The following is a 24,352-nucleotide window of genomic DNA, read 5'->3' as shown; positions in this document are numbered from 1 at the left end:
GCCGGTCAGAAGTAGTAGCGCGACACCGATTCGGCCACGCACACCGGCTTGTCGCCGCCCTCGCGCTCGACCGTGACGAGTGCCGTGACCTGGACCCCGCCCCCGGCCTCCTCGACGCGCTTCAGCACGGCCGTCGCGCGCAGCCGGGAGCCGACGGGCACGATGGCCGGGAAGCGGACCTTGTCGGTGCCGTAGTTGATCCCCATCTTCATGCCCTCGACCCGCATGACCTGCGGCACCAGGGCCGGCAGCAGCGAGAGTGTGAGGTAGCCGTGCGCGATCGTCGTGCCGAACGGCCCGGCCGCGGCTCGCTCCGGGTCCACGTGGATCCACTGGTGGTCGCCGGTCGCGTCGGCGAACAGGTCGATCCTCTTCTGGTCGACCGCCAGCCAGTCGCTGTACCCCAGCTGCTCGTCCACCGCCTCGCGCAGCTCCTGCGCGGACGTGAAGATCCTCGGCTCTGCCATGTCCCTGGTACCTGCCCTTCCCGCTCTCGGTCGTCCGCCGTCGCGCGCCCGCGGAGGGGAACCGGCCCGACGGGCGGCGCCCTCCGGCCCGGCCTGTCCAAGCGCTTGCTCAGCATCGTTGGCGGGTGCGTTCCTGTCAACGACGGTCCGGCGCGACGGTCCGGCGCCGCGGCCCTTCCCGGGAGACCCCTCGTGCACCGAGCGCCGCGCGGCCCGCGTCCGCCCCGGCGGCGGCGGTTCGGCGGCCGGTCCCGGGTGCGTGCTCGGCGTCGGGGCCCAGGGGTGCGACAGCCCTTAGGGTTGGAGGGGTGCCCCAGATCCCACACACACTTCAGGAACTCACGGTCGGCCAGCTCTCCGCGCGCAGCGGCGCCGCCGTCTCGGCCCTGCATTTCTACGAGGCCAAGGGCCTGATCAGGAGCCGCCGCACCAGTGGCAATCAGCGCCGCTACACCAGGGACGCGCTGCGCAGGGTGGCGTTCGTCCGCGCGGCGCAGCGGGTGGGCATTCCGCTCGCCACGATCAGGGCCGCCCTCGCCGAGCTGCCGGACGAACGCACCCCGACCCGTGACGACTGGGCGCGGCTCTCGGCGGCCTGGCGCTCCGAACTCGACGAAAGAATCGAGCAGTTGGGGCGGCTGCGGGATCATCTCACCGACTGCATCGCCTGCGGCTGCCTGTCCCTGGAGACCTGTGTGCTCTCCAACCCGGACGACGTCTCCGGCCGGCGGATCAGCGGCTCGCGCCTGATGCCGGAGCGCCCGGCGGCCGGAGGCCGGCGGACCGGAGAGCCGCGGAAGGACGGCGGGGCGTAGGGGCCGGGCCCGCGGCGGGTCGCCCCGCGCCGGTCACGCCGCCGACGCGAGGTCCCGGGGCCGCGAGCTCCGGGCCCGCGCCAGCGTGCCCGGCGTGAGCACCGGCCGGGGCACCAGGATGCCGCACCCCGCGCAGACCGGGCCGGTCCACTGCTCGCACACCGGGTCCGGCCGCCACACGATGTCCGCGCACCCGCACACCGGGCAGCCCGTGCCCGGCCCCGACTCCAGGGCCGCGATCAGCCTGCCGACGACCTCGGCCAGCGGCGCCGAGGGGTGCACGGCCGGATCCGCGCACCGCGCGACCCCGTAACCGCCCCAGGCGCGCCGGTGCCAGTCGTCGAAAGCACCAGGTCTGCGCAGCCCGTCGTGCTTCTCCCGCCTGCGGCGCTCCGCGAAGGACGCCTCGTAGTCGAGCCAGACGGCCCGCGCCGCCTCCAGCTCCTCCAGCGCGCCCACCAGCCGCGCCGGATCCGGGGACCTGTCCTCCGGCTCGATGCCGTGCCGCGTGCACAGATGATCCCAGGTCGCCCGGTGCCCGTACGGGGCGAACCGCTCCAGGCACTTGCGCAGCGAATACCGCCGCAGCGCCAGGTCTCCCAGCGGATCGCGGACCTGTCTCGCAAGACTCCGGAATCCGGCCACTGCGCCACCACCTCCGTCGCTCGTACTTCGGCGTCAAGAGATAGACGAACGGGCACCCGATTCCGATCCCGGGACGCGCAAGAGTGTCCGGAAAGTGAGATGACTGGCAGTCAGGCGGGCGGCCGATCCAGGACATGTGACGATTCGGAGAAGGTGACCGTTGTTCACCTTACCGACGGGTCGTACCGCCGGTAACCTCCGGCGCATCGGCCACTCGGAGGAGCCCGTATGCCCCCACGCACCGTCATGTCCAGAGCCGCCGCGGCGGCGGCGGTCCTCGCTCTCGGCACCACTCTGCTGGCCGCGGCGCCGCAGTCCGGCGCCGCGGCGGCGGAACCTACGCCCGTCACCGACCACTGCCAGGGGCAGTGCGACGACATCCTGCCGCCCGGCGAGAACGGCAACGCCACGCTCGTCGAGATCCTCGGCAACAAGGCGTTCGGCACGCATCCCGCCCACAGCGACGACCAACTCGACCGCTACAACGGCCTGGTGGCCGGCTACGGCGGTCTCACCGACAAGAAGCTGACCGACTTCTTCGGCGACGCCTCGTTCGGCGTCCCGAAGGACCAGGTCGAATCCGTCACCTCGCCGCGCGACGACGTCACCATCACCCGCGACAAGGCGACCGGCGTCCCGCACATCAAGGGCACCACCCGCTACGGGACCGAGTTCGGCGCCGGATACGCCGCCGGCCAGGACCGGCTCTGGCTGATGGACCTCTTCCGGCACATCGGGCGCGGCGAACTGACCTCCTTCGCCGGTGGCGCGCTCGCCAACCAGGGCCTGGAGCAGCAGTTCTGGCCGCAGGCCCCGTACACCGAGGCCGACCTCGAAGCCCAGGTCGACCACATCCGCACGCACGAGGGCGCCCGCGGCGAGCAGGCCATGGCCGATGCCCAGGCGTACGTCGACGGCATCAACGCCTACCGCGAGAAGTCCAAGAACGGCCGCTACTTCCCCGGCGAGTACGTGCTCACCGGGAAGATCGACGCCATCACCAACGTCGGCGAGATACAGCCGTTCAAGCTGACCGACCTGATCTCGATCGCCTCCGTGGTCGGCGGGCAGTTCGGCGGCGGTGGCGGCGGCGAGGTGCAGGCGGCGCTCTCGCTGCTCGCCGCCCAGCAGAAGTACGGGGTGGCCGAGGGAACCAGGGTCTGGGAGTCGTTCCGCCAGCGCGAGGACCCCGAGGCGGTCCTCACCGTCCACGACGGCACCAGGTTCCCGTACGCCGGGAAGCCCGACCAGGCGCGCGGCACCGCACTGCCCGACGCCGGTTCCGTCACGGCCGAGCAGCTGATCCACGACCGCACCGGCTCCGCCGGCACCGACCGCAAGGCTCCCGTCAAGGCACCCGCGAACCTCGAGAAGGCCCAGGGGATCTTCGACGACGGCGTCATCCCCGAGGGCTCGCTGCCCGGCTCCGGCCCCGGCGCCCAGAAGCGCGGGATGTCCAACGCCCTGCTGGTCTCCGGCGCGCACACCGCGAGCGGGAACCCGATCGCCGTCTTCGGCCCGCAGACCGGATACTTCGCCCCGCAGCTGATGATGCTCCAGGAGCTCCAGGGGCCGGGCATCAGCGCCCGCGGCGTCTCCTTCGCGGGCGTCGGCATGTACGTCCAGATGGGCCGCGGCCAGGATTATGCCTGGAGCGCCACCTCGGCCGGCCAGGACATCACCGACACCTACGCCGTCGAGCTGTGCGAGCCCGACGGCTCGACGCCCGCCAAGGACTCCACGCACTACCTCTACCGCGGCGCCTGCACCGTCATGGAGACGCTGGAGCGCGCCAACTCCTGGACGCCGACCGTCGCCGACTCGACGGCGAAGGGGTCCTACCGGATGCAGGTCCGGCGCACCCACTACGGCATCGTCACCCACCGCGCCACCGTCGGCGGCAAGCCCGTCGCGTACACCTCGCTGCGCAGCACCTACCGCCACGAGGCCGACTCGATCATCGGCTTCCAGATGCTCAACGATCCGGACTACGTCAAGGACGCCGCCTCGTTCCAGCGCGCGGCGAGCAACATCGACTACGCGTTCAACTGGTTCTACGCCGACTCCCGCACCGCCGCCTACTACAACAGCGGCATGAACCCGGTGCGCGCGGCGGGCGTCGACCCGGCGCTGCCGGTGCGGGCCGAGCGGGCCTACGAGTGGAAGGACTTCGACCCGGCGGCCAACACCGCCGCGTACACCCCCTTCGCCGAGCACCCGAACTCCAGCGGCCAGGACTACTACGTCTCCTGGAACAACAAGCAGGCCGAGGGCTACGCCGCGGCGGGCTTCGGGCTCAGCGCGGTGCACCGGGGCGATCTGCTGGACGACCGGGTGGCGAAGCTGGTCGACCAGGGCGGGGTGACCCGGGCCTCCCTGACCCGGGCCATGGCCGAGGCGGCGGTCACCGACCTGCGCGGCGAGCAGCTGCTGCCGGAGCTGCTGAAGGTGATCCGGTCCCGGCCGGTCACCGATCCCGAACTGAACGGCGTGGTCCAGCAGCTGGAGTCCTGGCGGGCGTCGGGCTCGCAGCGCCGGGAGGGCGCCGCCGGCTCGCACGCCTACCCGCACGCCGACGCCGTACGGATCATGGACGCGTGGTGGCCCGCGCTGGTCGAGGCCGAGTTCCGGCCCGGCCTCGGCGACGGCCTGTACCAGGCGCTGACCGCGAGCCTCGCCACCGACGAGTCGCCGTCGGCCGCGCACGGCGCCAGCGGCGCGCACAGCGGATCGGCGTTCCAGTACGGCTGGTGGGGCTTCGTGGACAAGGACCTGCGCCAGGTGCTGGGACAGCCGGTCAAGGGTCCGCTGGCGAAGACCTACTGCGGCGGCGGCGACCTCGACGGCTGCCGCGACGTGCTGCTGAGCTCGCTGAAGCAGGCGGCGGCGAAGCCGGCCGCGGAGGTCTACCCCGGCGACGACACCTGCAAGGCCGGCGACCAGTGGTGCGCGGACTCGATCGTGCACCGGCCGCTCGGCGGGATCTCCCAGAAGTCCCTCCACTGGCAGAACCGGCCGACGTACCAGCAGGTCGTGGAGTTCCCCTCCCACCGGTGAGCCCCCGCCCCGGCCGGCGAGCGCCGGCCGGGGCGTCACCGGCACCTCCGCCCGGCCCCCGGGCGACCGGACCGGCGTGCCGGGACGGGTCCCGCGGTCACGGACCCGCCCCGGCACGCGGTCAGCGGTACCTCACCGGTACTGGAGGTACCGCCCGCGGACGGCCCGGAACGCGGCGAGGTCCGCCGACCAGGCCGCCACCACCTCGTCGGTCCCGGCCCCCGCGTCGATCATGGTGCGCACCCGGGTGTTGCCGGTGAGCTTGTCGATCCAGTTGTCGGAGCGCCACTCGAAGCCGCTCCAGACCCGCTTCGCCGTCACCAGCAGCCCGATGCCGGTGCGCACCGGGTCGAAGGCGGCGCGGTCGTGCACGTGCAGCTGCACCCCGCCGACCGTCCGCCCCTCGAACTTGGAGAAGGTCGGCGCGAAGTACGCCTCGCGGAACGCGACCCCCGGCAGCTCCAGCGCGTTCGCCGCGTCCGCCCAGCGGTGGTCGACGCCCTCCGCGCCCAGCAGCTCGAACGGCCGGGTCGTGCCCCGCCCCTCGGAGAGGTTCGTGCCCTCGAACAGGCAGGTGCCCGAGTAGACCAGCGCGGTGTCCGGCGTCGGCATGTTGGGGCTCGGCGGCACCCACGGCAGGCCGGTGGCGTCGAAGAAGTCCGAGCGCTCCCACCCCGACATCTTCACGATCCGCAGGTCCACCGGCCGGTCCAGGAACTCCGCGTTGAACAGCAGCGCCAGCTCGGCGACGGTCATGCCGTGCGCCTGCGCGATCTCCCGGCGGCCCACGAAGGTGGCGAACGCCCGGTCCAGGACCGGGCCCAGCGCCGCCCGCCCGGTCACCGGGTTCGGCCGGTCCAGCACCACGAACCGCTTGCCCGCGAGGGCCGCCGCCTCCATGCAGTCGTACAGGGTCCAGATGTACGTGTAGAAGCGGGCGCCCGCGTCCTGGATGTCGAAGACGACCGTGTCCACGCCGGACGCGGTGAAGACGTCCGCGAGCGGCTGCCCGCTCTTCAGATACGTGTCGTAGACGGGCAGTCCGGTCGCCGGGTCGTCGTACCGCCCCTCCGAGCCGCCCGCCTGCGCGGTGCCGCGGAAGCCGTGCTCGGGGCCGAAGACCGCGACCAGGTCCACCCGGCGGTCCGCGTGCATCACGTCGACGATGTGGCGCACCGCCCGTGCCCCGGAGCCGTTCCGGGAGGGGGCGTCCATGGTGATCCCGGTCGGGTTGGTGACGACCCCGACGCGGCGGCCCTTCAGCAGGGCGTAGCCGTCCGCCGCCAGCCGGTCGAAACCGGTGCGGACCGGCCCGCGGCCGTTGCCGTGCCCCTTGCCGGGCGCGGGGGCGGCGGCCGCGGCCCCGCTGCCGGCGCCCGTCGCCGTGAGGGCGCCCACCGCGCCGCCGGCGGCCAGCAAACCACGTCTGGACAGGCTCATTCGGCTACCTCCATGATCGCGACCACTGTCATGGGCACGCACGCTAGCGCGCGATCAGGCCGTACGGAACGAGTCGGACGTGACGGGTGTGACGACGGCGGCCCTCGGGCGACGGGGACGAGGGGGAGACGGCGGCGACGGCCCCGTACGACCGGCGGGGCTGCGGTGGCGTTCCCCCCACGCGACGCGACGCGACGTGACGGGGCGGGGGCGCCCCCGCATGGGGACGGCCCTCTTTCGCTCCGGCATACCGACTGGTTAGTCTGTCGGGGCGACCGGTGGAGAGAGGCGGGGACCGATGGGCGGCACGGTGCGGGGCGCGGGCGTGGTGGTCACGGGGGCCGGAGGAGGCATCGGGGCAGCGCTGGCCCGCCGTTTCGCCGCGGAGGGCGCGCGGGTCGTGGTCAACGACCTGGACGGGGCCCGGATCGCGAAGCTGGCCGAGGAGACCGGGGCCGTCGCGGTCGCCGGCGACGCCTCGCTGACCCTGGACGCCGCCCGCGACGCGCTGGACGGCGTCGTCGACGTCTACTGCGCCAACGCGGGCCTGGCCTCGCCCGGCGACGCCTTCGCCGACGAGGAGGTCTGGGCCGCCGCCTGGGACGTCAACGTCATGGCCCAGGTCCGCGCGGCCCGGGCGCTGCTGCCCGACTGGTTGGAACGCGGCGGCGGCCGGTTCGTCTCGACGGCCTCCGCGGCCGGGCTGCTGACGATGATCGGCGCCGCGCCGTACAGCGTGACCAAGCACGGCGCCGTCGCCTTCGCGGAGTGGCTCTCGCTCACCTACCGCCACCGCGGCGTCAAGGTCCACGCCATCTGCCCGCAGGGCGTGCGCACGGACATGCTGACCGCCGCCGGATCGGCCGGCGAACTCGTGCTGGCGCCCACCGCCATCGAGCCGGAGGCAGTCGCCGACGCGCTCTTCGCCGCCATGGCCGAGGACCGCTTCCTCGTGCTGCCGCACCCCGAGGTGGCCGGCTTCCACCAGGCTCGTGCCGGGGACCCCGACCGCTGGCTCGGCAGCATGAACCACCTGCAACGGAAGTGGGAGGAGACCGGCGGCGCCTGAGGGCCGTTCGGCGCCTCCTATACCACGGGCCGGCCCCGTCGGGGGTCCGGGCGGGGCCCCGGGGCGGCGGGTGGGAAGATCCTCGGGCGGGAACCGCGTTCCCTCCGGTAGACCGCTTCACGCGCGGCGCGGACCCGCGCACGGCACGGAAAGGAAGGTGGCGGTCATGGCCAAGGTGACGGACGGGGAACCGGAGGAGCCGGCCCCCGTGCCCCAGCGGCTGCTCGCCGCCGCCACCCGGCTCTTCGCCGAGCGGGGCTACGACCGCACCTCCGTCCAGGAGATCGTCGAGGCCGCGGGCGTCACCAAGGGCGCGCTCTACCACTACTTCGGCTCCAAGGAGGACCTCCTCCAGGAGGTGTACGCCCGGGTGCTCCGGCTCCAGCAGGAGCGCCTCGACGCCTTCGCGGACGCCGACGCCCCGGTGGAGAAGCGCCTGCGCGACGCCGCCGCGGACGTGGTCGTCACCACCATCGAGAATCTCGACGACGCCGCGATCTTCTTCCGCTCCATGCACCACCTGAGCCCCGAGAAGAACAAGCGGGTACGGGCCGAACGGCGCCGTTACCACGAGCGCTTCCGCGCCCTGGTCGAGGAGGGGCAGCGTGCAGGCGTGTTCTCCACGGCCACCCCCGCCGACCTGATAGTCGACTACCACTTCGGGTCGGTCCACCACCTGTCCACCTGGTACCGGCCCGACGGTCCGCTCGGCAAGCAGGAGGTCGCGGACCACCTGGCCGACCTGCTGCTCCGCGCCCTGCGTCCCTGAACGCCCGCCGCCCGCGTCCGCCGCCCCCGCCCGCCGTCCCGGGCGTCCCGCGCACCCGGATGGCCCCGGTGCGGTCGCCCCGCGCGGGCCCGGGGCCCACGCTGTACACCGTGGCGGAGACGCCGCCGGTTTCCGCCACCGCGCCGCGCGGTGCGGCGACGGCCCGCACCAGGACGAAAGGTGACAGCCATGGCGGACATTCCCAGTGGTGCGCGACGCGATGTGACAGGGTCCAGGCACGGCGGAGTGCCGGCCGCGGCGGCGAGGTTCGTGGGCGTGGCACTGGTCCTCAGCGGGGTGCTGAGCGTTCTCCAGGGCATCACCGGCATCGCCCGCGACACCCTCTACGGCGTGCCGAGGCACTACGAGTACCGGTTCGACCTCACCACCTGGGGCTGGATCCACCTGGTCGTGGGGATCGCGCTGCTGGTCGGCGGCCTCGGCGTGCTGGGGGCCAGGAGCTGGGGCCGTTCGGCCGGTGTGGGGCTCGCCGCGATCAGCCTGGTCACCCAGTTCATGTTCATTCCGTACTACCCGCTGTGGGCGATCAGCGTGATGACGCTGGACCTGGTCATCATCTGGGCGCTGATCAGGCTGGTCGTCGTCTGAGCGGGCGCCCCGGGAGAGGCCCGGACGTCCGCACCGTGCCGTCCGGGAGCGGCGGCCGGCCGTTCGGCGAGGGCCCCGGCCGCCGGACCGCGGGGGCGCGGCGGGAACCGACGACGTCGGCGAGGGGCACGGGCCGCACCGGCTCCCGCCCCGCGCCAATCCAATGGCAGCCCCGGAAACACCGTCGTTAGCATCCGACGGTGAGGACGCTGACCGACGCACAGATCCACGACGCCGTACGGCGTGGCGACACCGACCGCCTGACCGGACTCCTGGACGCCGGGCGCCGCGAACCCGCCGTGCTGGGACGCCTGATCCGGCACGAGGACCCGGACCTCCGGGGGACCGGGCTGGTGCTGCTCGACGAGCACCTCGCGTCCGGCGGCCCGTTCGACGACGCGGAGGGCGGGCGGCTCGCCGCCCTGCTGCCCGGGACGCTGACGGGGCGGGCGGAGCCGGATCTGCTGCTCGCCGGGCTGTACGAGCGCCTCGCCCCGTATCTGCGCGACCGCCCCCGTCCGGCATGGCGCACGGCCGCCCTGCCGGCCCGGGTGAGGATCGCCTGGCTGCGCGCGGACCTCCTCCACGAACCGTCCGTGATCCGCCACGAACCGCGCGGCGAACTCCTCTACCAGGCGATACGGGACACCGAGCTCACCCGCGCGCCCCGGCCCGCCCGGCTCGTGGAGGAACTCGCCGGGAGCGGCGACCCGGTGCTCCGGGCCGAGGCACTCCGGCTCGCCCGCCAGGGACTGCGCGCCGGCTTCCTGGCGCCCGCCCGGGTGCGGCGGACGCTCACCGCCCTGCTCGGCGCGGACGGCGACCCGGTCGTCGCCGACGCCCTGCGCGAACTCGGCGAGCCCTGGGCGGCGACGGAACCCCTGCCGCCGGAACGCCTGGCCCCGTTCCTCGCCGCCGACCCGTCGCACGGGCCCGGCACGGCCGAGGCCGCACTGACGGCGGCCGCCCGCCACGGCCACCAGGAGCTGCTGTGGCGAGCCCTCGACACCCCGGAACTCGCGCCGGACACACGCCGACGGGCGATGGAACTGCTCGGCGAGTCGGCGGACCGCGACGCCGTCGGCGCCCTGACGACGCTCGCCGCGAGCGATCCGCTGCTCCTCGGCGGACCCGCGGTGACCTGCCTGCGCGGCCTCCACCGCCGCGGGCACTTCGTGACCGGACCGCACGTGCCGGCCGTCGTCGGCCTGGCCCTGGCCGACCACGCGATACCGGCCGACGAGGTCACGACGGTCCTGTACACCTGCCGGGAGGAGGCGCTGCGGGAACTGACGGACGCGGCCCCCGACGCCCCTTCCTGGCCGCGACGGCTCGACCTGCTGGTGTCGCTGGCCCGGCAGGGGGTGGGCGGACTCCCGATCGGGGCGGCGGTCATCCGGCTGCTCCCGTCGGCCCCCGCCCCCGGCCCGTTCCTGCGCGCGATCCGCGCACTGCGCCCCACCGGGGCGGAGGAGGCCGTGCTCGCGCTGCTGCCCTCGGCCCCCGCCCCGGCCCTGGACGCCCTGGAGGCCGTCGGCGGGGAACGGACGGCACGCGCCCTGCGCGCCGGGCTGGGCCTGACCGGGGCCCCGGCCGCCCCCCACCTGTACGCCGTACGACACCGCGCGCTCGACCTGCTCTGGCAGCTGACGACCGATCCGCAGCAGCGGCAGGACCTGCTGGCCCGGCTCGACCCGCTCGATCTGCCGCCCCGCCTGGCGGCCGGGCTCGGCGCCCCGGACGCGCGGGAACTGGCCGTGCTGGGCGCCCGTGCGGACCCGGGCGACCCGGTGGCGACCCTGTGCCGCACGGCCGCCCACGGCGCCGCGGACTCCCTGCCCGCCATCGCCGACCTGCTGCTGCGCGTGGTGGCCGACCTGGCGGACGCCCGGGAGCGTCCTTCGGCCCCCGGCGCCGGGCGGCGGGAGGACGCGTGGCCCGGTGGCCCGGCCGGAGCGCACGTCGCGGACGGGCGGGGCGCCGAGCCGGTGGTGCCCCGGCCGGTCCTGGACTCCCTCCACGGCCTGGGGCGCCGACTGTACGAACGGGGCGCGATCCGGCCGGTCTGCCTGCTCGACGCGGAGGACGCGGAGCAGGCGGGCCACGCCCTCGTCGCGACCACGGTCCTCGACCTGCTGGACCGGCCCGGGCTCGCCGACGAGGAGCGGGCGATCCTGCTCGAAGCACTGCTCAGGGCGCCCTGGCCCGGCACCCGGTCCCGGGTCCACCGACTGCTGCGCCACCGCGACCGGCACGTGCGCAAGCACGTCATCGCCCTGCTCGCCCGCGACGCCGGCGGCGAGGACGCCCAGGCGCTGTCGGCCACCCTGATCGCCCTGACCGCCGCCCCGGACATCCAGACCGTCCGGCAGGCCCTGCTCGCCCTGGACCATGCCGGGGCGCACTGGGCGTCCGGGGCGATCGCCGCCCGCCTCGACCACCCCAACATGAACGTCCGCAAGACGGCCGCCCGGGCCCTGGTCCGCGCGGGCGCCCCGGACGCCGTGCCCCGTCTGCTGTTCCAGCTCGGGCGCCACGACAACCCCGGGCTGCGCGACTCCCTCGTCGCCGCCCTGCGCGCCGTCCTCGGCGACGCGTACGCCGCGACCCTCCTCGCCGCCGCCGAGCGGTCCCCGGACGACCGGACCCGCGCACGGCTCCTGGAGGGGCTCCACGGCATCCTCGCGGCGCGCGCCGTCCTCGCCCTGGACGACCAGGCGTCCCCGGCGGCGGCGCCGCTGCTCGAACTGATCGCGGCCCGCCGGGTGGCCCTGGCCTCCGGTACGGCGGCGGATCTGGCGCCGGCCCTGGCCCGGCACGGGATCGCGCCCCCGGCCGACGCCGAGGGGCGGTCGGCGGACGACGAGGCCGCACGCGACGTCGAGTCCCTCGCGGTGCGCGGCTGGGACCCCGAGACCGCGTCGCGCGTCGCCGCGCGCCCCGGTCCGCTCGGCCCCGGACAGGCGGAACGGCTGCGCCCCCTGCTCGGCGACTGGCTCCGCCTGGCCGCCGAGCGCCCCGCGTCCCGGACGCGGGTGGTGCGGCTGGTGCTCCGGGTCTGCCCCGCGCCCCGGACGGCCGACGAGCTGACGGCGTGCGCCCGGTCCGTGCCGGTCCTGCTCGACGCCCTGGCCGCCGCGCGGGACCGGGACCGGCACGACCTGATCGCGCTGCTCGAAGAGGCCGCCCCGGCACTGCCGGCGGTCGGCGGGCCGGCCGCCGTCGCCGCGGTACGGGCCCTGCGCCCCGCACCCTCGACGCCGCACCGGTCCACCCTGACGCTGCTGCGCCGCCTCGGGGCCGTGCTGCTCCGCGCCGACCTCGACCGGGCACTCGCGTCGGCCCGGCTCGGCGCCGACCCCTGGCGGGCCGTGACCGCGGTGCTGCACGAGGCGTTCGGAGCCCCGGACCCCGCCGCGCCCCCGTCCGCCGGGGGCCGGGCCTGGCGGGAGGCGCTGCGCGACGCGGTCGGCGCCGCGGGCGCGCTGGCGGACTTCCGCCGACGGGACGACGGCACGGTCGGCTCGCGGGAACGGCTGACCGCGCTGATCGACGCCCACCGCGGCGCCGGCCCCGGGGTCCGGGACGCCCTGCTCGACTGGATGGAGGAGCTCCAGCCGCTCGACGCGCCGCCGTGGACCCTCGCCGAGGCCGCCCGCGCCCCGGTCCCGGAGCCCCGGCGCGTCCGCCCCGACGACCTCGACCAGCCCCGCTCCGCGCCGCTGCGGGAACGTCTGCTGGCCATGCTGGAGTCGCCCGCCGCCGACCGCAGGGACACCGCCGCCCGCGCCCTGGCGACCTGGCCCGGCCCCGGGGAGCGGCTCGCGGTGCTCCACGCGTTCCTCCGCGGACGCGTCGACCTCCCCGTCGACGGCGATCTCGCCCACGCGCTGACCGCCATGGACCCGGCGGAACTGCGCGGCGACGGCATCCTGCGCGAGCGGGTGGCCCGCGCGGCCCGGAAGCTCGACCCGACCGCACGGGAAGCGCTGCTGCCGCTGCTGTTGGAGTGGTGGGAGCAGGCCTCGCCCGCGGAGCGGCCCGCGCTCGCCGACGCCCTGCGCGCCCATCCCGCCGACGCCCTCGCGAGGGCCGTCGAGGACCGGCTCGACGCCGGGTCCCTGGGCTGCCTCGACCTGCTCCTCGGCCGCAGGCTGCTGCGCACCCCCGCGCTGACCCGCGCCCGTGAGCGGCTGCGCGCCGAAGGACGCGACGCGCTCGCCGACCGGCTCGTCCTCGTCGACGGCCCGCTGCGCGGCCCCGACGCGGTACGGCGGGACGCGGCACGGGAGGACCTGCGCGCCCGTACCCCCGCCGCGGCTCCGCACCGCCCGTCCCGGCCCGCGCTGCTGGACCTGGCCCGCACCGGGACACCGGACCAGGCCTGCCGGGCCCTGAAGGAACTCGCCGAGACGCACCCGGGCCCGGAGCCCGACCGGGACCCGGCCCTGCGCGCCCTGCTCGGCGAACTGCTGCTCCACCCCCGGGGCGAGGTCCGGCTGCGCGCCCACCGGACCTCACGCGCGACGCTGGACCGCGCCGCCCATCTGCACCACACCGCGCTCCTGTTGGACGACCCCCGGCCCGACGTGGTGCGGATGGCCGTCCGCACGCTCTGCCGGGCGGGCTGGACGCCCGCGGTCCCGGCCGTGACCGCGCTGCTCGCGCACGCCCACCCCCTCGTGCGCGGGGCCGCCGCCGAGGGGCTCGTCGCGCTGGGCCCGGCGGCGGTCCCGGCCCTCCGCCGGGCCGCCGACCACGCCCGCCCCGACCGGCGCGCCCGCTACACCTCGGTGCTCGACCGGATCACCGCCGGCCGGGCGGCGGAGCGGCCCGGCCCCTGAGGGCGCGACGGCGGCGGACCGCGTGTCCCGACGGGTCCCGCACCGGAGCGCGCGGTCCCGCGGACCTACAGGTACCGCTTGATCTCCCGCCGCGCCAGCGACCGCTGGTGCACCTCGTCCGGCCCGTCCGCCAGGCGCAACGTCCGCGCCGCCGCCCACAGCTCGGCCAGCGGGAAGTCCTGGCCGACCCCGCCGGCGCCGAACAGCTGCACCGCCTGGTCGAGGATCCCGGTCACCGCGCGCGGGGTGGCGATCTTGATGGCCTGGATCTCCGTGTGCGCGCCCCGGTTGCCCACCGTGTCCATCAGCCACGCCGTCTTCAGCACCAGCAGCCGCAACTGCTCCACCGTCACCCGGGCGTCCGCGATCCAGTTCTGCACGACGCCCTGCCGGGCCAGCGGCTTGCCGAAGGCCGTACGGGACACCGCCCGCCGGCACATCAGCTCGATCGCCCGCTCGGCCATGCCGATCAGCCGCATGCAGTGGTGGATGCGGCCCGGACCCAGCCGCGCCTGGGCGATCGCGAAGCCGCCGCCCTCCTCGCCGATCAGGTTCGCCACGGGCACCCGCACGTTCTCGAACACGACCTCGGCGTGCCCGCCGTGGGAGTGGTCCTCGTAGCCGTACACCCGCATGGCGCGCCGCACGTCGAGGCCGGGGGCGTCGCGCGGGACCAGGACCATGGACTGCTGGCGGCGCACGTCGGAGCCGTCGGGATCGGTCTTGCCCATCACGATGAAGATCGCGCAGTCCGGGTTCATCGCCCCGGAGATGTACCACTTGCGGCCGTTGACGACGTAGTGGTCGCCGTCCCGGTCGATCCGCGTCTCGATGTTCGTCGCGTCCGACGAGGCGACCTCGGGCTCGGTCATCGCGAACGCCGAGCGGATCTCCCCGGCGAGCAGCGGTTCCAGCCAGCGCTTCTTCTGCTCGTCGGAGCCGAACTGGTGCAGCACCTCCATGTTCCCGGTGTCCGGGGCCGCGCAGTTGAGCGCGGTCGGCGCCAACTGCGGCGAGCGGCCGGTGATCTCGGCGAGCGGCGCGTACTGGAGGTTGGTCAGCCCGGCTCCGTACGCGGCGTCGGGCAGGAAGAGGTTCCACAGCCCCTGCCTGCGCGCCTCGGCCTTCAGCTCCTCGACGACCCGCGGAGTCTCCCAGGGGGACGACAGGAGCGCGCGCTGCTCCTCGGCGGTCCGCTCGGCCGGGTACACGTGCTCGTCCATGAAGGCGAGCAGCCTGCCGCGCAGTTCCTCGGTGCGCGCGTCGAACGCGAAGTCCATGGGTCAGCCTTCCTGGAGGGTGGTGAGGCCGTGCTCGATGAAGACGGGCACGAGGTCGCCGATCCGGTCGAAACCGGCGCCGACCGTCTGGCCCAGGGTGTAGCGGTAGTGGATGCCCTCCAGGATCACGGCGAGCTTGAACCAGGCGAACGCGGTGTACCAGGAGAGGGCGGAGACGTCCCGTCCCGACCGGGCGGCGTACCGCTCGATCAGCTCGGCGGGGGCGGGGTGGCCCGGGGCGCCGCTGGTGGTGGAGACCGGGGAGTCCGCGAGGCCGAGGTCGGAGCTGTACATCACCAGCAGACCGAGATCGGTCAGCGGGTCTCCGAGCGTCGACATCTCCCAGTCGAGCACGGCCGTGATCCGGTCGTCGGCGCCGATCAGCACGTTGTCCAGCCGGTAGTCGCCGTGCACGACGGTGGGCGCGGGGGAGTCGGGCAGCGCGCGGCCGAGCGCGGAGTGCAGTTCGTCGACGCCGGGCAGCTCGCGGTCGCGGGAGGCCGCCAACTGCTTGCCCCAGCGGCGCAGCTGCCGGTCGAGGAAGCCGTCGGGCCGTCCGAAGTCGCCGAGCCCCACGGCCTCCGGGGCCACCGCGTGGAGTTCGACGAGGGTGTCCACCAGGCCGAGCACGGCCGCCCGGGTGCGCTCGGGGCCCAGCGGAGCGAGCTGTTCGGCGGTGCGGTACGGGGTGCCCTCGACGTACTCCATCACATAGAAGGGCGCGCCGATCACCGCGTCGTCCTCGCAGAGCAGCAGCGGTCCGGGCACCGGGACGGCGGTCGGGTGCAGGGCGCTGATCACCCGGTGCTCGCGCCTCATGTCGTGCGCCGTCGCCAGCACGTGCCCCAGTGGGGGCCTGCGCACGACCCAGCGGCCGGCGCCGTCCGTCACGAGATACGTCAGATTCGACCGGCCGCCCTCCACCAGCCGGGCTTCGAGCGGCCCGCTCACCAGCCCCGGCCGCTCGCGGTCGAGGTGTCCGCGCAGCCGTTCGAGGTCGAGGCCGGGCGGGTGGACTGGGCTCATGGTGCGCACCTCCGGGTGAGAGACGATCGGTGTCTCATGATGCCGACCAGTCGGTATGTCGTCCAGTGGGCCGCCGGAATCCGGTGCGCGGGGGACCGGTGCGGGCCGACGGTCACGGAGTGACGTCGGCCCGGGGGAGGGGAGGAAGACGGTCGAGCGGGCGCGCCGCGTCACCGGCCCGGCCCGGCCGATGCGGACGAGGCGGTGTACGAGCGCGCCGCGCGTACGCGGTGCGCGGTGCGCGGACGCGAAGGCGTGGCGCGCGAGCGGCGGCCGGGGCTCACGAGCCCGGTGGCCGGGCTCTACGAACGTGGCGGCCGGGCTCACGAGGGCGGCGGCCGGGGGCTCGGAAGATCTCAGAAGATCATGGCCGCGGCGAACACCGCCAGGGCGATCACGCACGCCGACGCGGCCAGCGCGCCCCGCGCCGACAGCGGGCCCGGCCGGGCCGCCGCCATCCCGGTCACCCGCCGCTGCGCCACCAGCAGGAAGCCCAGCCAGGCCAGCGCGCTCAGCGCCACGGCGACGAGCGCCGCCGGTCCCGGCTTCCCGCCGTGCACGGCCTGGCGGACCGCCAGCAGCGCCGCCACCGTGCAGGAGAGGGTGGTGCGCCGCCACGCCAGCCTGGTCCGCTCCGGTTGCAGGCCGGGGTCGCGCGCACCGGTCGTCACCGGCTCTCCCAGCCGAAGAGGACCACCAGCACCATCGCCACCGCGACCACGGCGACCGCGAGTCCGAGCAGCGTCGGGAACCGGGAGACCGGCAGGTCCTCACCGCGCCGCATCGCCCGCTCGCACCGCACCCAGTGGTTGACCGCCCGCAGCGCGCACAGGACCCCCGCCGCCAGCAGCGCCAGCGCCAGACCCGCCCGGACGGCCCACGCCAGCTCCGGGAGGAACTGGTCGACCGCGAAACCGCCTCCGATCAGCGCGAGGGCCGTCCGGAGCCAGGCGAGGAAGGTCCGCTCGTTGGCGAGCGAGAACCGGTAGTCGGGGGTCTCGCCCTCCTCGCGGACGCGCTGCGGCGCGAACCAAAGCCGCAGCGCCCGTACGAAATCGTTCACGCCTGAAACCCGTTCGCCGTTCTTCCGTCCATCGCCGTTCCGCCGCTCGCCCCTCCTCCGCCGGGGCATCCGGTCACCGGTCACCGGTCACCGGTCCCTCCGCCGAGGCCGTGCCGGCCGTCGGCCGGGCTCAGCGGGCCGCGTCGCCCGCGCGGAGGGCGCGCAGCCGGTGGTACGCCTCCAGGCCGTCCGGCACCCACTCCCACTCGCCGAGCCGGCGTTCCACCTCCGCGTCGGTGAGGAAGGCGTGCCAGGCGACCTCCTCCGCCTGCGGATCCACCGGCAGTTCGCACCGTACCCGGTACACCCGGCTCCACCAGGAATGCTCGGCGTCGGCGTAGAGGAACTTGAACAGCGGCTCGGGGCGCGGCAGCCCGCGTACCCCCAGCTCCTCCTCGGCCTCCCGCAGCGCCGCCTCGTCGTAGGACTCGCCCGCCCCGACGACCCCGCCGACGAACATGTCGTAGTGGGACGGGAAGACCAGCTTGGCCGGGGTCCTGCGGTGCACGAACAGCCGGCCCGCCGCGTCCCTGACCTCGATGAACACACAGCGATGGCGCAGGCCCCGCGCGGTCGCCTCACCGCGCGGGGCCTGCCCCACGACCACGTCGTTCTCGTCGACGACGTCCAGGATCTCGTCAGAAGGAGTCATGCCCCTCATCCAACAACAGGCCGTCCGGCCGCGGACCGCCGCCGCCGCCGACGGCGACGGCGACCGGGCCCGTGACGTACTTCGGTGATCACCGACCCGTGACGTACCTCGGTGATCACCGACCCGTGACGTACCTCGGTGATCACTGGCCCATGACGTACTTCACGGTCGGTCCCGTCGTCCAGCCGCCGTCCACGGCCAGCTCGGCGCCGGTGATGTACGAGGCGGCGTCCGACAGCAGGAAGACCACCGCCTCCCCGATCTCCCGGGCCTCGCCGACCCGGCCCATCGGGGTGTTCGGGTAGTCGCCCGCGCCCGGCCGGATGCCCGTGGTCGCGGTCATCGGCGTGTAGGTCATGCCGGGGTGGACGGAGTTCACCCGTATTCCGGCCGTGCCCAGTTCCACCGCGCCGATCTTGGTCAGTCCGCGCACGCCCCACTTCGACGCGCCGTAGCTGGAGGTCATGGCCAGGCCCATCGGCCCGGCGGCCGAGGAGATGTTGACGACCGAGCCGCCGTTCTCCGAGGGCCGCCGGTCAGTTCGGCTGGAGGCGTCTGTGCCGGTGCCTGCCCACCCGCCCCTCCGGCATGGCCGGATGCAGCCCCAGCAGCACGATCCCGACGACGATCGCCGCGAGCCCCGACGCCTGCCAGGCCAGCGCGACCGCGTCGGTCCGCAGCCGGTCGCCGAGGAAGCCCACCCCGCAGGCGATCCCGGCCAGCGGCTGGGCGGCGGTCAGCGGCGGGAGCGAGACCCGCAGCGGGCCCGTCTCGAACGCGCTCTGCACCAGCAGCAGCCCCGTCACGCCCAGCACCACCACCCCGTACGGCTGCCACGTCGTCGCCGCGGCCATGACCCCGTCGGCGGAGATCCGCTGACCGGTGAGCCGGGTGAGCGCGTCCTGCAGGCCGTACAGCAGTCCGGCGGCCACCGCGAGCAGCGCCGGGGCCGCCCCGGATCTGTGACGCTTGGCGAACGCGGTGAGCAGCAGGGCGACGCCCACGACCACGCCGATGACCAGCCAGTGCCGCAGCGGGTCCGTGACCGCCTCGCCGCCCCGGGGCTCGCCCGCCACCAGGAAGGCGGTGACCCCGCCGGCCAGCAGCCAGAGCCCGGCCCAGCCCTGCCGGCCCAGCCGCTGCCCGGTGCGGTGGCGCGACAGGGCCAGAGCGAAGAGCAGATTGGTGGCGAGCAGCGGCTCGACGACGGACAACTCCCCCCGGCCCAGGGCCAGCGCCCCCAGCACCATGCCGCAGACCATCAGCCCGATCCCGGCCAGCCAGCTGCGCACCCGCATCAGGTCGAGCAGCAGCCTGGGGGAGAGGTAGTCGCTCCTCGGGGCGTGCGAAGCGGCGGCCTGCTGGAGGACGAAGCCGAATCCCAGGCAGCAGGCGGCACTCACGGCGAGTACGACGACCAGCACCGACACGCTTCTACCTCGAGACAGGCCAGAAGTGGGTGATGTGTTCCGACGATAGCGCCTGCCTCCGGCGGACGCGGCCGAAGCGCCGCCGACCGGGCGGTTGACGTCGCGGCGGCCGGTGCGGAGGATCTGACGCGCGGGTAACTTCCGGCCCTCGCGCCGGACCGCCACCCTGCCAGGCCGGAGCTCTCCGACAAGGACGGAACCCATGGCGTACGACGCTGACGTGATCGTGATCGGGGCGGGACTCGCGGGTCTGGTCGCCACCGCCGAACTGGTCGACGCGGGCCGGTCGGTGATCCTGCTCGACCAGGAGCCCGAGCAGTCGATCGGCGGCCAGGCGCACTGGTCCTTCGGCGGGCTCTTCCTCGTCGACTCGCCCGAACAGCGTCGGCTGCGGGTCAGGGACAGCCATGAGCTGGCCCTCCAGGACTGGCTCGGCACGGCCGGCTTCGACCGCGAGGAGGACCGCTGGCCGCGCCGCTGGGCCGAGGCGTACGTCGACTTCGCGGCCGGTGAGAAGCGGTCCTGGCTCCATGCCCAGGGGCTGCGGCTCTTCCCGGTCGTCGGCTGGGCGGAGCGCGGCGGCTACGACGCGAACGGCCACGGGAACTCCGTGCCCCGCTTCCACATCACCTGGGGCACCGGCCCCGGCGTCGTCGCCCCCTTCGAGCGCCGCGTCCGCGCGGGCGCGGCCCGGGGCCTCGTCCGGTTCCGCTTCCGCCACCGGGTCACCGGACTGGGCCGCACCGGGGGCGTCGTCGACACGGTGACCGGCGAGATCCTGGAGCCCAGCGCTGCGGTCCGCGGCACCGCGAGCAGCCGGACCGCGACCGGCGCGTTCGAACTGCGGGCCCAGGCGGTGATCATCACCTCCGGGGGCATCGGCGGCAACCACGACCTGGTGCGCGAGCAGTGGCCGCGGCGGCTCGGCTCCCCGCCCGCGAAGCTGATCTCCGGCGTTCCCGCCCATGTGGACGGGCTGATGCTCGGCGTCGCGGAGAAGGCGGGAGCCCACCACATCAACCGCGACCGGATGTGGCACTACACCGAGGGCATCGAGAACTGGAACCCGATCTGGGACAAGCACGCCATCCGGATCCTGCCCGGCCCGTCCTCGCTCTGGCTGGACGCCCGCGGCAAGCGGCTGCCCGTTCCGCTCTTCCCGGGCTTCGACACGCTGGGCACCCTCGAACACATCATGAGGACCGGCTACGAGCACACCTGGTTCGTCCTCGACCGGAAGATCATCGGCAAGGAGTTCGCGCTCTCCGGCTCCGAGCAGAACCCCGACCTGACCGGGAAGTCGATCCGCGGCGTGATCGGCCGGGCGCGTGCGGACGTACCGGCGCCGGTGAAGGCGTTCATGGACCACGGGGTGGACTTCGTCGTCGAGAAGGACCTGTCCGCGCTGGTCCGCGGGATGAACGCGCTCACCGGCGAGCCGCTGATCGACGAGGCCGCGCTGCGCCGCGAGATCATCGCCCGCGACCGCGAGATCGCCAACCCCTTCACCAAGGACCTCCAGGTCACCGCGATCCGCGGGGCCCGGGCGTACCTCGGCGACCGGTTGATCCGGACGGCCGCGCCGCACCGCATCCTCGACCCTGCGGCCGGTCCGCTGATCGCCGTGCGGCTGAACATCCTGACCCGCAAATCGCTCGGCGGGCTGGAGACGGACCTGTCCTCCCGGGTCCTCACCGAGGACGGCGACCCGCTGCCCGGCGTGTACGCGGCGGGGGAGGCGGCCGGGTTCGGCGGCGGCGGGGTGCACGGCTACCGCTCGCTGGAGGGGACCTTCCTCGGCGGCTGCATGTTCTCCGGCCGGGCCGCGGGACGGGCGGCGGCGAAGGCCGTCGGATAGCGGGCCCCGCCGGAGCCCGGCGGGGCGCGGGGCGCGCGGGATGAGCGGTACGGGGCGCGCGGGATGAGCGGTACGGGGCGCGCGGGATGAGCGGTACGGGGCGCGGAGCGCGTCGCCGGTGCGGGCCGCCGGTCCGCCGTGCCGTTCCCGGCCGCGGCCGGGCCGTTTCCCGCCGCCGCAGCGCCGTGCTGTCCGGTTCCCGGGCGGGCCCGGCTCGGTCCGTGACCGCGGCGGCCCCGGCCCGATTCGTCGGAAGCCTCCCGTCCGGTGAACCGGCGGACGGCGCGGATAGAGTCGGGGCGTGAAGATTCCGCGCCTCCTCGACGGGCGGCTGAAGTTCCGCCACCTGGTCCTCGTCGACGCGCTGTCCCGGCAGGGCAGCGTCGTCGGGGCCGCCGCGGAGCTGCACGTCACCCAGCCGGCCGCAACCCGCAGCCTGCACGAGCTGGAGGACATCCTCGGCGTCCCGCTGTACGAGCGCGGCCCCCGGGGCGTCACCGCCACCGTCTTCGGCGAGGCGTTCACCGAGCACGCCCGGGCGGTGCTGGCCCAGCTGGCGCAGGCCGGGCGCCATGTGGTGGAGCTCGCCGACGCCGACCGCGGCACCGTGATCGTCGGCACCCACCTGGCCGGGTCCAACGTGCTCCTCCCGAGGGCCATCGCCGAGATCAAGAAGGAGCGCCCCTGTCTCACGGTGATCGTCCGGGAGGCGTCGCCGGAGGCGCTGCTCCTGGACCTGGAGGCCGGCCGCATCGACTTCGTCGTCGGCCGGCTCACCGTCCCCTCCGACGAGCGGATCGTGCGGCGCAAGCTCTACGACGAGTCGGTCGAGCTCGTGGTCTCCGCCGCGCACCCGCTCGCCGGGCGGGACACCGTGGAACTGGCCGACCTGGCGGACTACCCATGGATCCTGCCGGGCGCCGAGACCGCGCTGCGGCGGGAGATGGAGGAGTTCTTCGCCCGGCACGGGATGCCGCTGCCGATGAACCGGGTCGAGACCACCTCGTTCCTGACGGTACGTCAACTCCTTTTGGAGACGGACGTCGTGGCGGCGCTTCCCGGACTGATCGTGCGCGACGACCCCCGGATCACGCGTCTGGCGGTGCCGCTGGACCCGATCGGCCACAGCGTCGGACTGACCCTGTCGGCCGCCCGCGCGCTGGGCCCCTCGGCACAGGCGCTGATCCGGAACCTGGAGGACATCGCCGCCCAGATGGCCCGTCACGACGTGTCCCCGCAGGAGGCGGACGGCGACGATCCGCGCTGAGGGCCGGTCCGTCCTCGCCGGCGGGCGCCCCTCCCCTCGCGGGCGGTCCCGGGGCCGTGCCGTCACGCCGCCGCCTGCGGTGCGGCCGGACGGCGGCGTGACGGCACGACCCCGGGCCGGTCGGCCGGGCTCTCAGCGCGGCGGCAGGACGCCCTCGAAGGCCTCGGGCCGGTTGATCGGGTGGTCGAGGAGGACCTCGTCCATCGCGGCGAATCCGTCGACGAGGGTCACGGCCTCGGGGACGAGGTCCTCGACGGCGTCCTCGGCCGCGTCGGGCAGCCGCCTCACCTGGTCACCGGTGAGATATCCCTCCGCGAGCAGGTCCCCGCCGTGAGCCACGACGCGCCGCAGGGCGAACAGACGGTGCAGCAGGGTCAGCTGACGCCGGGCCTCGGGGTGGTCGGTGTCGGCCGCCGCGTCCAGGAGGGCCTGGGCGGCCTGGCGGTGCGCGTAGGCGTCGACCAGCTCCAGCGCCGGGGTGACGGCGGCGTTCCACCGGTTGAGGGGATTGCCGGCCGCCGCGCCGCGCAGGCGGGTACGGGCGCGCAGGTGCCAGACGCGCTCGATGTCCGCCAGCAGCTCCTGGAGGAAGGCCGGGTCATCGAGGTCGCGGGACTCCGGCGGCGCGTCACTCCGTTCCTCCGGGGTGAAGTGGCCGAGGAGCATCTCGCCGGCTGCCTTGACCCAGACGACGAGGTTGTCGCCCTCCGCCGTGATGGTCCCCTCGTTGGCCGCCAGCTGCCCCGCGATCCCGTTGGCCAGGAACAGGCCCTGCGCGCCGCAGCGTTCGCGGCACTCGGTCATCACCTCGCGGGCCCGCCAGGTGATCCACCCCTTGGCCACCGCCGCGAACCGCTCGGCGTTCTCCTGCTCGGACTCCGTCGCCCGCGCCCACCGCCGCACCGCGGCGCGGTGCAGGAACGTCGCGGCGTAGGTGGTGGCGATGGCGTCGACGAGCGGGGTGTGGTGGCTGCGGTGGGCGAACAGCGGGACGCTCCCGCCGGCCGTCACGCCGGAGGTCCGCCTGGTGTGGGAGTGCCGTACGGCCACGGCGAGGGCGTGGCGCGTGACCCCGAGGCTGTAGCCGCTCATGCAGAGCTTGCCGGGGGTGACCCGGCCGATGGAGTGCAGGAACCGCTTGCGGGGACTGCCCACCGAGCTGCTGAAGTCGCCCTCCGGGGTGAGCCGGCCGTGATCGGACTGCAGCAGCGCCTCGTAGGGCAGCCGGACCCGGTCGAAGGAGGTGACGCAGTGGTCGACGGGCGCGGTGGCCGTCTGCGGCAGCCTGCGTATCCCCACGCCCGGCGTGGGAACGCCGTTCTCGTCGCCGAGCGGGGTGAGGAAGAGGAAGACGCCCCGGTCCTCGCCGTCCGTGATGAGGCGGGCCGCGACGACGGCGGTCTTGGGGCCGCCGGCGGGGCTGGTGTTCGGCATGAACTTGCGGGCGCCCGGATGGGGGGTGTGCAGCACGAACTCCCGCGCGGCGGGGTCGTAGACCGCGGTGGTCTCCAGCTGCCCGGCGCTGTTGCCGTGACCGGCCTCCGTGCACAGGAAGGTGCCGATACGCCTTAATCCGGCGAACTCGCGCAGATCGCGCTCGGGCCCCGCGGCGTGGTCGAGGAGGCTGCCGAGGAAGAGGTTGTAGTGGATGCTCGCCACGGTCCCCAGCCCCGCGTCCACCGGCCCGACCCACTCGTGCAGGGCCGTGAGCCGCTCCACGTCGGCCACGAACTCCTCGGGGCTGTCGAGGGCCTCGTTGATCAGGCGCAGCCGCTCGTAGGAGAGCGCGGCCCGTTCGTCGGGCGAGAGGCCTTCTCGGAACCGGAACGGCTCCGTGCCGAAGAGTTTGCGCCAGGGCTCGTGGAGACCCTCCAGCTGTTCGCCGAAGAGCGCCCGTGTCAGTGCCGCCGCGGTGGGAGCGGCCTGGTCGAGAGGGGGCGAGATGTTGATCATGCCCCGGAACGCTAGCTCATACGTTCGGTGAACACAGTGTGATGATCATGACGATTGAGAGCGCTTCGAGGGCGGTAGTAAGTCGTATTGAGCTGCGGGCGAGCCCCC

18 protein-coding genes and 1 pseudogene are annotated in these 24,352 nt (G+C 74.7%); 8 read left to right on the top strand and 11 right to left on the bottom strand.

Annotated features, from left to right (window positions below):
* Nucleotides 1-5 precede the first annotated feature (5 nt).
* Nucleotides 6-467 (bottom strand): MaoC family dehydratase, encoded by a 462-nt coding sequence (locus tag WA762_RS19540; protein WP_335937165.1) that lies wholly within the window; start codon nt 465-467, stop codon nt 6-8.
* A gap of 308 nt (nt 468-775) precedes the next feature.
* On the opposite strand from WA762_RS19540, the gene soxR reads away from it, so the two are divergent.
* Nucleotides 776-1,282 carry a redox-sensitive transcriptional activator SoxR gene (gene soxR / locus WA762_RS19535; RefSeq protein ID WP_335937164.1) on the top strand — a complete coding sequence of 169 codons (507 nt, stop codon included), beginning with the start codon at nt 776-778 and terminating at the stop codon, nt 1,280-1,282.
* 33 nt (nt 1,283-1,315) lie between these two features.
* On the opposite strand, the gene WA762_RS19530 is transcribed toward soxR, so the two are convergent.
* Nucleotides 1,316-1,927, bottom strand: coding sequence for a hypothetical protein (locus WA762_RS19530; RefSeq protein WP_335937163.1), 612 nt, complete (start codon nt 1,925-1,927; stop codon nt 1,316-1,318).
* 228 nt (nt 1,928-2,155) lie between these two features.
* Here WA762_RS19530 and WA762_RS19525 point away from each other — a divergent pair, with 228 nt between their 5' ends.
* Nucleotides 2,156-4,984, top strand: coding sequence for a penicillin acylase family protein (locus tag WA762_RS19525; RefSeq protein WP_335937162.1), 2,829 nt, complete (start codon nt 2,156-2,158; stop codon nt 4,982-4,984).
* A gap of 132 nt (nt 4,985-5,116) precedes the next feature.
* Here WA762_RS19525 and WA762_RS19520 read toward each other — a convergent pair whose 3' ends face one another.
* The gene (locus tag WA762_RS19520) at nt 5,117-6,424 is read right to left on the bottom strand and encodes an exo-beta-N-acetylmuramidase NamZ family protein (protein ID WP_335937161.1); all 1,308 of its coding nucleotides are present in this window, start codon (nt 6,422-6,424) and stop codon (nt 5,117-5,119) included.
* Nucleotides 6,425-6,722: 298 nt separating this feature from the next.
* Here WA762_RS19520 and WA762_RS19515 point away from each other — a divergent pair, with 298 nt between their 5' ends.
* From WA762_RS19515 to WA762_RS19500, 4 genes are all read left to right on the top strand, one after another.
* Nucleotides 6,723-7,493 (top strand): SDR family oxidoreductase, encoded by a 771-nt coding sequence (locus WA762_RS19515; RefSeq protein ID WP_335937160.1) that lies wholly within the window; start codon nt 6,723-6,725, stop codon nt 7,491-7,493.
* A gap of 166 nt (nt 7,494-7,659) precedes the next feature.
* On the top strand, nt 7,660-8,262 hold the full coding sequence (locus tag WA762_RS19510; protein WP_335937159.1) for a TetR/AcrR family transcriptional regulator: 603 nt from the start codon (nt 7,660-7,662) through the stop codon (nt 8,260-8,262).
* Between the two features lie 276 nt (nt 8,263-8,538).
* On the top strand, nt 8,539-8,871 hold the full coding sequence (locus WA762_RS19505; RefSeq protein ID WP_335937158.1) for a DUF7144 family membrane protein: 333 nt from the start codon (nt 8,539-8,541) through the stop codon (nt 8,869-8,871).
* A gap of 200 nt (nt 8,872-9,071) precedes the next feature.
* On the top strand, nt 9,072-13,715 hold the full coding sequence (locus tag WA762_RS19500; RefSeq protein ID WP_335937157.1) for a HEAT repeat domain-containing protein: 4,644 nt from the start codon (nt 9,072-9,074) through the stop codon (nt 13,713-13,715).
* Between the two features lie 65 nt (nt 13,716-13,780).
* Here the strand turns inward: WA762_RS19500 and WA762_RS19495 are convergent, their stop codons facing one another.
* The 7 genes and pseudogenes from WA762_RS19495 to WA762_RS19465 all read right to left on the bottom strand — a co-directional run bounded on the left by WA762_RS19495 (nt 13,781) and on the right by WA762_RS19465 (nt 19,166).
* Nucleotides 13,781-14,995, bottom strand: a complete 1,215-nt coding sequence (locus tag WA762_RS19495; protein WP_335937156.1) for an acyl-CoA dehydrogenase family protein — start codon at nt 14,993-14,995, stop codon at nt 13,781-13,783.
* Between the two features lie 3 nt (nt 14,996-14,998).
* A complete protein-coding gene (locus WA762_RS19490; protein WP_335937155.1) occupies nt 14,999-16,021 on the bottom strand; it encodes a phosphotransferase family protein in 1,023 nt (340 codons plus the stop codon).
* A 356-nt stretch (nt 16,022-16,377) separates the two neighbouring features.
* Nucleotides 16,378-16,692, bottom strand: coding sequence for a DUF202 domain-containing protein (locus tag WA762_RS19485; RefSeq protein WP_335937154.1), 315 nt, complete (start codon nt 16,690-16,692; stop codon nt 16,378-16,380).
* A complete protein-coding gene (locus WA762_RS19480; RefSeq protein ID WP_335937153.1) occupies nt 16,689-17,084 on the bottom strand; it encodes a YidH family protein in 396 nt (131 codons plus the stop codon). The genes WA762_RS19485 and WA762_RS19480 overlap by 4 nt, the downstream gene beginning before the upstream one ends.
* 130 nt (nt 17,085-17,214) lie before the next feature.
* Complete coding sequence (locus WA762_RS19475; RefSeq protein ID WP_335937152.1) at nt 17,215-17,736, bottom strand: NUDIX domain-containing protein; 522 nt, start codon at nt 17,734-17,736, stop codon at nt 17,215-17,217.
* Between the two features lie 142 nt (nt 17,737-17,878).
* A pseudogene (locus WA762_RS19470) lies at nt 17,879-18,253 on the bottom strand (SDR family oxidoreductase); the annotation flags it as partial.
* Nucleotides 18,254-18,272: 19 nt separating this feature from the next.
* On the bottom strand, nt 18,273-19,166 hold the full coding sequence (locus tag WA762_RS19465) for a DMT family transporter (protein ID WP_335937151.1): 894 nt from the start codon (nt 19,164-19,166) through the stop codon (nt 18,273-18,275).
* Nucleotides 19,167-19,368: 202 nt separating this feature from the next.
* On the opposite strand from WA762_RS19465, the gene WA762_RS19460 reads away from it, so the two are divergent.
* Both WA762_RS19460 and WA762_RS19455 read left to right on the top strand, forming a co-directional pair.
* The gene (locus WA762_RS19460; RefSeq protein WP_335937150.1) at nt 19,369-21,024 is read left to right on the top strand and encodes an FAD-binding dehydrogenase; all 1,656 of its coding nucleotides are present in this window, start codon (nt 19,369-19,371) and stop codon (nt 21,022-21,024) included.
* 301 nt (nt 21,025-21,325) lie between these two features.
* Nucleotides 21,326-22,291: a LysR substrate-binding domain-containing protein gene (locus WA762_RS19455; RefSeq protein ID WP_335937149.1), complete on the top strand. Its 966-nt coding sequence runs from the start codon at nt 21,326-21,328 to the stop codon at nt 22,289-22,291.
* 132 nt (nt 22,292-22,423) lie between these two features.
* Here WA762_RS19455 and WA762_RS19450 read toward each other — a convergent pair whose 3' ends face one another.
* Complete coding sequence (locus WA762_RS19450) at nt 22,424-24,244, bottom strand: acyl-CoA dehydrogenase family protein (RefSeq protein ID WP_335937148.1); 1,821 nt, start codon at nt 24,242-24,244, stop codon at nt 22,424-22,426.
* Between the last annotated feature and the right edge of the window lie 108 nt (nt 24,245-24,352).

Origin of the sequence: Streptomyces tyrfis (genome assembly GCF_037034285.1) — a bacterium.
Classification (GTDB): Bacteria; Actinomycetota; Actinomycetes; order Streptomycetales; family Streptomycetaceae; genus Streptomyces.
The sequence above is the reverse complement of the archived record's forward strand: the minus strand, read 5'-3'. Positions and strand labels throughout refer to the sequence as shown.

Bases quoted from the DNA above. Each gene is read 5' to 3' on its own strand.
- WA762_RS19540 (WP_335937165.1), bottom strand. From the start codon at position 467: ATGGCAGAGCCGAGGATCTTCACGTCCGCGCAGGAGCTGCGCGAGGCG.
- WA762_RS19525 (WP_335937162.1), top strand. From the start codon at position 2,156: ATGCCCCCACGCACCGTCATGTCCAGAGCCGCCGCGGCGGCGGCGGTC.
- WA762_RS19520 (WP_335937161.1), bottom strand. From the start codon at position 6,424: ATGAGCCTGTCCAGACGTGGTTTGCTGGCCGCCGGCGGCGCGGTGGGC.
- WA762_RS19515 (WP_335937160.1), top strand. From the start codon at position 6,723: ATGGGCGGCACGGTGCGGGGCGCGGGCGTGGTGGTCACGGGGGCCGGA.
- WA762_RS19510 (WP_335937159.1), top strand. From the start codon at position 7,660: ATGGCCAAGGTGACGGACGGGGAACCGGAGGAGCCGGCCCCCGTGCCC.
- WA762_RS19495 (WP_335937156.1), bottom strand. From the start codon at position 14,995: ATGGACTTCGCGTTCGACGCGCGCACCGAGGAACTGCGCGGCAGGCTG.
- WA762_RS19490 (WP_335937155.1), bottom strand. From the start codon at position 16,021: ATGAGCCCAGTCCACCCGCCCGGCCTCGACCTCGAACGGCTGCGCGGA.
- WA762_RS19475 (WP_335937152.1), bottom strand. From the start codon at position 17,736: ATGACTCCTTCTGACGAGATCCTGGACGTCGTCGACGAGAACGACGTG.
- WA762_RS19460 (WP_335937150.1), top strand. From the start codon at position 19,369: ATGGCGTACGACGCTGACGTGATCGTGATCGGGGCGGGACTCGCGGGT.
- WA762_RS19450 (WP_335937148.1), bottom strand. From the start codon at position 24,244: ATGATCAACATCTCGCCCCCTCTCGACCAGGCCGCTCCCACCGCGGCG.